This is a genomic window from Neoroseomonas rubea, from assembly GCF_016106015.1.
Taxonomy (GTDB): Bacteria; Pseudomonadota; Alphaproteobacteria; order Acetobacterales; family Acetobacteraceae; genus Neoroseomonas; species Neoroseomonas rubea.
On record NZ_JACADQ010000247.1, the window covers coordinates 1 to 6,289 of the forward strand.

Annotated in this window: 6 protein-coding genes and 1 pseudogene; 6 read left to right on the forward strand and 1 reads right to left on the reverse strand. The window is 73.2% G+C overall.

Annotated features, from left to right (window positions below; genetic code table 11):
- The 5 genes from HW577_RS18420 to HW577_RS18440 form a co-directional block, all read left to right on the forward strand.
- Positions 1-1,146, forward strand: a 1,146-nt coding sequence (locus tag HW577_RS18420) for a patatin-like phospholipase family protein (protein ID WP_198377605.1), incomplete at its 5' end; no start/stop codon positions are given.
- 49 nt (positions 1,147-1,195) lie between these two features.
- Positions 1,196-2,386, forward strand: a complete 1,191-nt coding sequence (locus tag HW577_RS18425; protein WP_198377606.1) for a patatin-like phospholipase family protein — start codon at positions 1,196-1,198, stop codon at positions 2,384-2,386.
- A 62-nt stretch (positions 2,387-2,448) separates the two neighbouring features.
- Complete coding sequence (locus HW577_RS18430) at positions 2,449-2,952, forward strand: lysozyme family protein (RefSeq protein ID WP_198377607.1); 504 nt, start codon at positions 2,449-2,451, stop codon at positions 2,950-2,952.
- A 98-nt stretch (positions 2,953-3,050) separates the two neighbouring features.
- Complete coding sequence (locus HW577_RS18435; protein WP_198377608.1) at positions 3,051-4,217, forward strand: fumarylacetoacetate hydrolase family protein; 1,167 nt, start codon at positions 3,051-3,053, stop codon at positions 4,215-4,217.
- Positions 4,214-4,972, forward strand: a complete 759-nt coding sequence (locus tag HW577_RS18440; protein ID WP_332837757.1) for an alpha/beta hydrolase — start codon at positions 4,214-4,216, stop codon at positions 4,970-4,972. Before HW577_RS18435 ends, HW577_RS18440 begins: the two co-directional genes overlap by 4 nt.
- Here HW577_RS18440 and HW577_RS18445 read toward each other — a convergent pair.
- Entirely contained in the window at positions 4,925-5,674 is a 750-nt protein-coding gene (locus tag HW577_RS18445; RefSeq protein ID WP_332837758.1) for a Rossmann-fold NAD(P)-binding domain-containing protein, read from the reverse strand. The two genes, HW577_RS18440 and HW577_RS18445, sit on opposite strands and share 48 nt — an antisense overlap.
- A 183-nt stretch (positions 5,675-5,857) precedes the next feature.
- Here HW577_RS18445 and HW577_RS18450 point away from each other — a divergent pair.
- Positions 5,858-6,289 (forward strand): annotated as a pseudogene (locus HW577_RS18450) (tetratricopeptide repeat protein); the annotation flags it as partial.

Here is a 6,289-nt window from a genome sequence, read left to right on the forward strand (position 1 = left end):
CCGGCGGCGGCCTGCGCGCTGCCGGTGCGCGGCCCGGCCGTGCCGCGCGGCCGCGTGGCCGAGGCGAAGGTGCTCGGCGTCCCGAACGAACGCTTCCTCATCCCGAACGACATGCCGAGGCTGATCGCCGAGTACGAGGCCGCCTTCCAGCGCCGGCAGCGGCATCTCGGCTTCCGCGACCCGCTGGTGGACGCACCGCCCTACCGCATGCTCGGCGTGTCCGGCGGGGGGGAGGACGGGGCCTTCGGTGCGGGGCTGCTGTGCGGCTGGTCGGCCGCCGGCACGCGGCCGGCCTTCGACCTCGTGACGGGCGTCTCCACCGGCGCGCTGACGGCGCCCTTCGCCTATCTCGGCCCGTCCTGGGACGATGCGCTGCGCGGCGTGTACACCGACATCACGCCCGAGGACGTGCTGCGCCCGCGCGGCATCCTCGCCGGCCTCTTCGACGACGCGCTTGCGGACAATACGCCGCTCTACCGGACGATCGGCCGCTACCTGGATGAGCGGATGCTGCGCGAACTCGCGCGCGGCTACGAGGAAGGCCGGCTGCTCTTCGTCGGCACGGCACATCTCGACGCGCAATTGCCCTGCACCTGGAACATCGGCGCCATCGCGGCGAGCGGGCATCCGGGCGCGCTCGGCCTCATCCGCCGCGTCCTGCTCGCATCCGCGGCGATACCGGGGGCCTTCCCGCCCGTCATGCTCGACGTGACCGCGGGCGGGGAACGGTTCCAGGAAATGCACGTGGATGGCGGCGCCTTCACCCAGGTCTTCCTCTATCCGCGCAGCCTGACGAACGGGCGGCGGGAGAGGCTGCGGCGCGGGGAACGCGTGCCGCGCGCGCAGGCCTGGATCGTCCGCAACGGGCGGCTCGACGCGGAATGGGCGACGGTCGACCGGCGCACGCTCAGCATCGCCGGGCGGGCCATCTCCACCATGATCGCCTCCTCCGGCTACAACGACGTGGCGCGCATCTGGAACACGACCGAGCGCGACGGGGTCGACTTCAACCTCGCCTTCATCGGCCGCGACTTCACCGGCACCTACACCGAGCCCTTCGAGCAGGCCTATATGCGCGCCCTGTTCGAGCACGCCTTCGAGCGGGCACGCCGGGGCTACCCCTGGGCGAAGCAGCCGCCGGTCTGACGTAACGGTGCTACCGCCCGCGGCGCCGGGCGCGATAGCGTGGCCACCCATGACCTCCATCCTCCCCGCCCGCCGCGCGCTGCTCGCCGGCGCGCTCGGCGCCTGCGCCATGCCAGAGCGCGGCCCGCCCGTACCGGCGGATGTGGTGCGCCGCGCCACGGTGCTCGGCCTGCCGAATGAGCGCTTCTGCGTCACGGACCCCACCGACGTCCCGCGCGTCGCGGAGGAGTTCAATCTCGCCGGCCGGCGCCAGCGCGTCCGCTTCGGCCTCGGCCCACGGGACCCGCTGCCGGACGGGCACATCATCGCCTTCTCGGGCGGCGGCGAGAACGGGGCCTTCGGCGCGGGCCTGGCCTGCGGCTGGACGGCGCATGGCACGCGGCCGGACTTCAACCTGGTGACCGGCATCTCGACCGGCGCGCTGACCGCGCCGCTCGTCTTCGCGGGCCCGCATCGCGATCCGGACCTGCGCGCGGCGTACACCGAGATCACGGCGGCGGACGTGCTGGAAGAACGCGGGCTGCTCGCCGCGCTGCTGGATGACGCGGTGGCCGACAGCGCGCCGCTCGCGCGCACCATCGCGCGCTTCCTCGACGAGTCGCTGCTCGCCGAGGTCGCCACGGCCTATCGCGGCGGGCGGCAATGCATCATCTGCACGACCAACCTCGACGCGCAGCGGCCGATCGGCTGGAACCTCGGCGCCATCGCGGCGAGCGGGCATCCGCGCGCGCTCGAGCTTGCGCGGCAGGTGCTGCTGGCCTCGGCCGCCGTGCCCGGCATCTTCCCGCCGGTGATGATCGACGTGACGGTCGATGGGCGGCCCTTCCAGGAAATGCACGTGGATGGCGGGACCTACGCGCAGGCCTATCTCTATCCGCCGGGCCTGGCGGCGGACCGGGCGGACCGCGTCCGCCTCGGCCTCTCGCCGCCGCATGTCACGGCCTATGTGGTGCGCAACGGGCGCCTCGCGCCGCAGGGCGCGCCGGTGCGCAGGCGGGCCTTCTCGATCGCGTCGCAGGCGATCTCCACGCTGATCGGCGCCTCCGGCGTGAACGACATCTTCCGCATCCAGTCCGCGGGGGCGAGCCGCAACATCGCCTTCCGCCTCGCGCATATCGAGGACGACTTCACGGCGCGGGAATCCGAGCCCTTCGAACAGGCCTTCCTCCGTGCCCTGTTCGACTACGGCTTCGCCAAGGCGCGCGTGGGCTATCCGTGGAAGGACGCGTTGCCGGCCTGATCGGCGGGCATTCCCGCGAAGCGCAAGCCTTGGTTAACCGGCTTCGCGGCAAAATGAGCTTCATGATCAGGCCAGCCGATCGCTTCGCCGCCTGCGCGGATGCCGTAATGACGGCGCGGGGCGGCTTCACGCCGAATGATCGCCTGCTCGATGGCCCGGCCGCCCATGGCGTCGGCCTTGGCCTGCTCTCGGTCTGGATCGGCGGGCCCGCGGATGTGCCGATGCTGCGCGCGCTGACGACCGAGGCCGCCGCCCGCATCCTGCACCGCATGGTCTGGCTGCCCTGCGGCGCGCCGCACTTCGCCGAGGGCGTCGACCTCGCGCTGTTCGCCTTCGCCCTCGAAGCCGGGACGATGCGCGCCTTGGCCGACCTCCAGGATCATCTCGACCTGCCGGCCAGCGGCGCGCCGGATGCGGAAACGATCGCCGCGGCTGCCGCGCAGGATCCCAGGCTTCTGGCCGCCGACATCGCAGCGCTGCACCAGGCCTGGCGCGCGCTGCGCGGCCTGCCGCGCTGGGCGCTGCCGAATCCCGCCGCCCGGCAGCCGGCGCGCGCCGAAGCCTGACGTCCGGGCGCGGCCGCCCCCCTTGGCACATGCCGCCCGCCCGGCTTTGATCGCTCCGAAGCGCGCCGCAAGGGCGCGCCCGGGGAGGGAACACGCGCATGAGGCTTGACCGCGACTGCCTGCCGGCGGAACTCGCGACCGGCGCCTTCGCGGCGCGCATCATGACGGCTGACGGCCCCTGCATCGTGGGCCTGCTCGGTGGCGCGGCCTTCGACCTGACGCCCGCCTTCGGCACCGTCTCCCGCTGGATGGAGGAGGAGGACCCGCTCGGCGCCATCCGCAAGCGCGGCGCGCCGATGGCGCTCGACCTCGACGCGCTGGTGGCGAATTCCGCGCATGACGCGCGCGATCCCGCGAAGCCCTGGCTGCTCGCGCCCATCGACCTACAGGCGGTGAAGGCCGCGGGCGTCACCTATGTGCGCTCCATGCTGGAACGCGTGATCGAGGAACGCTGCCGGGGCGACGCCTCCCTCGCCGCCGCGGTGCGCATCGAGGTGCGGGAAATCATCGGCGACGACCTCGCCAGCCTCGTCCCCGGCAGCGCCGAGGCGCTGCGCGTGAAGGAGGCGCTCGTCGCCAAGGGCTGGTGGAGCCAGTACCTCGAAGTGGGCATCGGCGCCGATGCCGAGATCTTTTCCAAATGCCCGCCCATGGCGGCGGTCGGCCTCGGCGCGAAGATCGGCGTGCATCCGAATTCCGCCTGGTCGAATCCGGAGCCCGAGGCGGTGATGGTCGTCTCGAGCCGCGGCTGCATCGTGGGCGCGACGCTTGGCAACGACGTGAACCTGCGTGACGTGGAGGGGCGCTCCGCGCTGCTGCTCGGTCGCGCCAAGGACAACAACGCCTCCGCGGCACTCGGGCCGATGATCCGCCTGTTCGACGACGGCTTCTCGCTCGAGGATGTGCGCCGGGCCGAGATCGTGCTGACGATCGAGGGGCGGGACGGCTTCGCGCTGGAGGAGCGCGGCGCGGTGGGCGCGATCAGCCGCGACCCGACCGATCTCGTCGCGCAGATGATCGGCGCGCACCACCAGTATCCGGATGGCGCGGTGCTGTATCTCGGCACGCCCTTCTCGCCATCGAAGGATCGCGGCGCGCCGGGCATGGGCTTTACGCATCGCGAAGGCGACGTGGTGCGCATCGCCTGCGCGCGCCTCGGCGCGCTGGTGAACGAGGTCGATCGCACGGACGAATGCCCGCCCTGGTCCTTCGGCACCGGCGCGCTCTTCGCCTCGCTGACGCGGCGCGGGCTGCCGCGGCCGTGAGGGAGGAGAGCGGCGAGCTCGACCGCGGCGACGGCGTCGTGCTCGCCTGGCGGCGGATCGCGGGGCACGGCCCGGGCGTGGTGTTCCTCGGCGGCTTCAATTCCGACATGACGGGCAGCAAGGCGGAATTCCTCGCCGGCTGGTGCGAGGCGCGGGGGACGCCTTTCCTCCGCTTCGACTATTCGGGGCATGGCGCCTCCGGCGGGCGCTTCGAGGATGGCACCATCGGCCGCTGGTCGCAGGATGCGGCCGCCGTGATCGCCGCGCTCGCGCCGGGGCCGCAGGTGCTGGTCGGCTCCTCCATGGGCGGCTGGATCGCGCTGCTGCTCGCCGCGCGGCGGCGCGTGGCGGTCCGCGCGCTGGTCGGCATCGCGCCCGCGCCCGACTTCACCGAGGAGCTGATGTGGGCGGAGTTCCCGCCGGACGTGCGGGAGACGATCCTGCGCGACGGCGTGTGGATGCGGCCGAGCGACTACGGCGCGCCCTATCCCATCACCCGCGCGCTGATCGAGGATGCGCGCGACCACCTGCTGCTGCGCGGGCCGATCGCGCTCGACGCGCCGCTGCGCATCCTGCAGGGGCAGGCCGATCCGGACGTGCCCTGGCGGCACGCGCTGCGCATTGCCGAGGCCGTGGGCAGCGGCGATGTCCGCGTGACCCTGATCAAGGATGGCGACCACCGCCTCTCGCGGCCGCAGGATCTCGCGCTACTCGGCGAGACCCTCGCGCCGTTCCTCCGCGAGGATGGCCTCTAGCCCCTCGCGATAGGTCGGGTAGCGCCAGGCGATGCCGAGCGCGGCCTTGGTCGCGGCATTTGCGACGCGGCGGTTCTCCGCCCAGAAGGACAGCGCCATGGGCGACATGGTCGCGCGCGCCTGCTCGAAGGGCGTGGCGGGTGGTGGCGGCAGGCCGAGCAGGCGGGCCGCATGCGCCGTGACCGCGGCGCTCTCCACGGCCTCGTCATCGACCAGGTGCAGCACGCGGACGGCAGGCGGCAGCTCCTGCCCGATCGCGGCGAGGACGGCGTGGGCGATGTCGTCGCGATGGATGCGGGAGAAGGCGTGGCCAGGCTTGACCACGCGGCGCGCCGTGCCGGCGCGCAGGTCGTCGAAGGGCGAGCGGCCCGGGCCGTAGATTCCGCCGGCGCGGAAGATGTCGAGCGCGGCCAGGCCGGCGGCGATCGCGCGCCAGGCTTCCTCGGCGGCGAGGCGCCGGACGCTGCGCGGCTGGCCGGGCGCGGGCGGCGTCGATTCATCCACCACGCCGCCGCCGCGGTCGCCATAGACTCCGGTGGTTGAGATGTATCCGATCCAGCGCAACTTTCGCGCGATCAACGCCGCCTTGATCGCCGCATGGTGGCTGACAAGCAGCGGGTCGCCATGCTCGCCCGGCGGCGCCGTGACCAGGAGATGCGTCGCCTCGCGCAGCGCGTCGCCTGCCGAATCGAACGGAATCACTGCGATTCCCGGCAGCGGTCCGAGCCGCGAGGGATCGCGCGCCGTGCCTGCCACGCGCCATCCGGCTGCAACTGCCGCGTGTGCCGCGGCCTGTCCCGAATAGCCAAGTCCCGCAACCAGAAGCATGTTCCATTCCCGTGAGTTCGTCTGGCACGCGTGCGCGCGCGACATTAGATTGGCCGCATGCCGAATGCCCGCCTCCTGATCGCCGGTGCCGCGATGCTGCTGCTTGCGGGCGGCGGTGGCGCCTGGTGGTTCCTGGCTGGCGACGCGGAACTGCCGCTGCCGACGCCGCCTGAGCCGCCGCGCCTGGTCGATGCGCCGGAATTCGACCAATGCGTGCGGATGCTGGACGAGGACCCCGAGGGCGCGCGCAGCCTCGCCGACGCCTGGGCGATGCGCGGCGGCGGGGAAGGGGCGGCGCATTGCGCGGCGCTGGCGATGCTCTCGCTCGGGGACGCGGAACGCGCGGCGGAGGCGCTGGAACGGATCGCGACGCGCAGCGAGGCCGGCATCGCCGCGCGCGCCGCGGTGCTCGGCCAGGCGGGGGAGGCATGGATCGCCGCCGGGCGGCCGCAGCGCGCGCATGCGGCGCTGACGCTCGCGCTCGCGCTG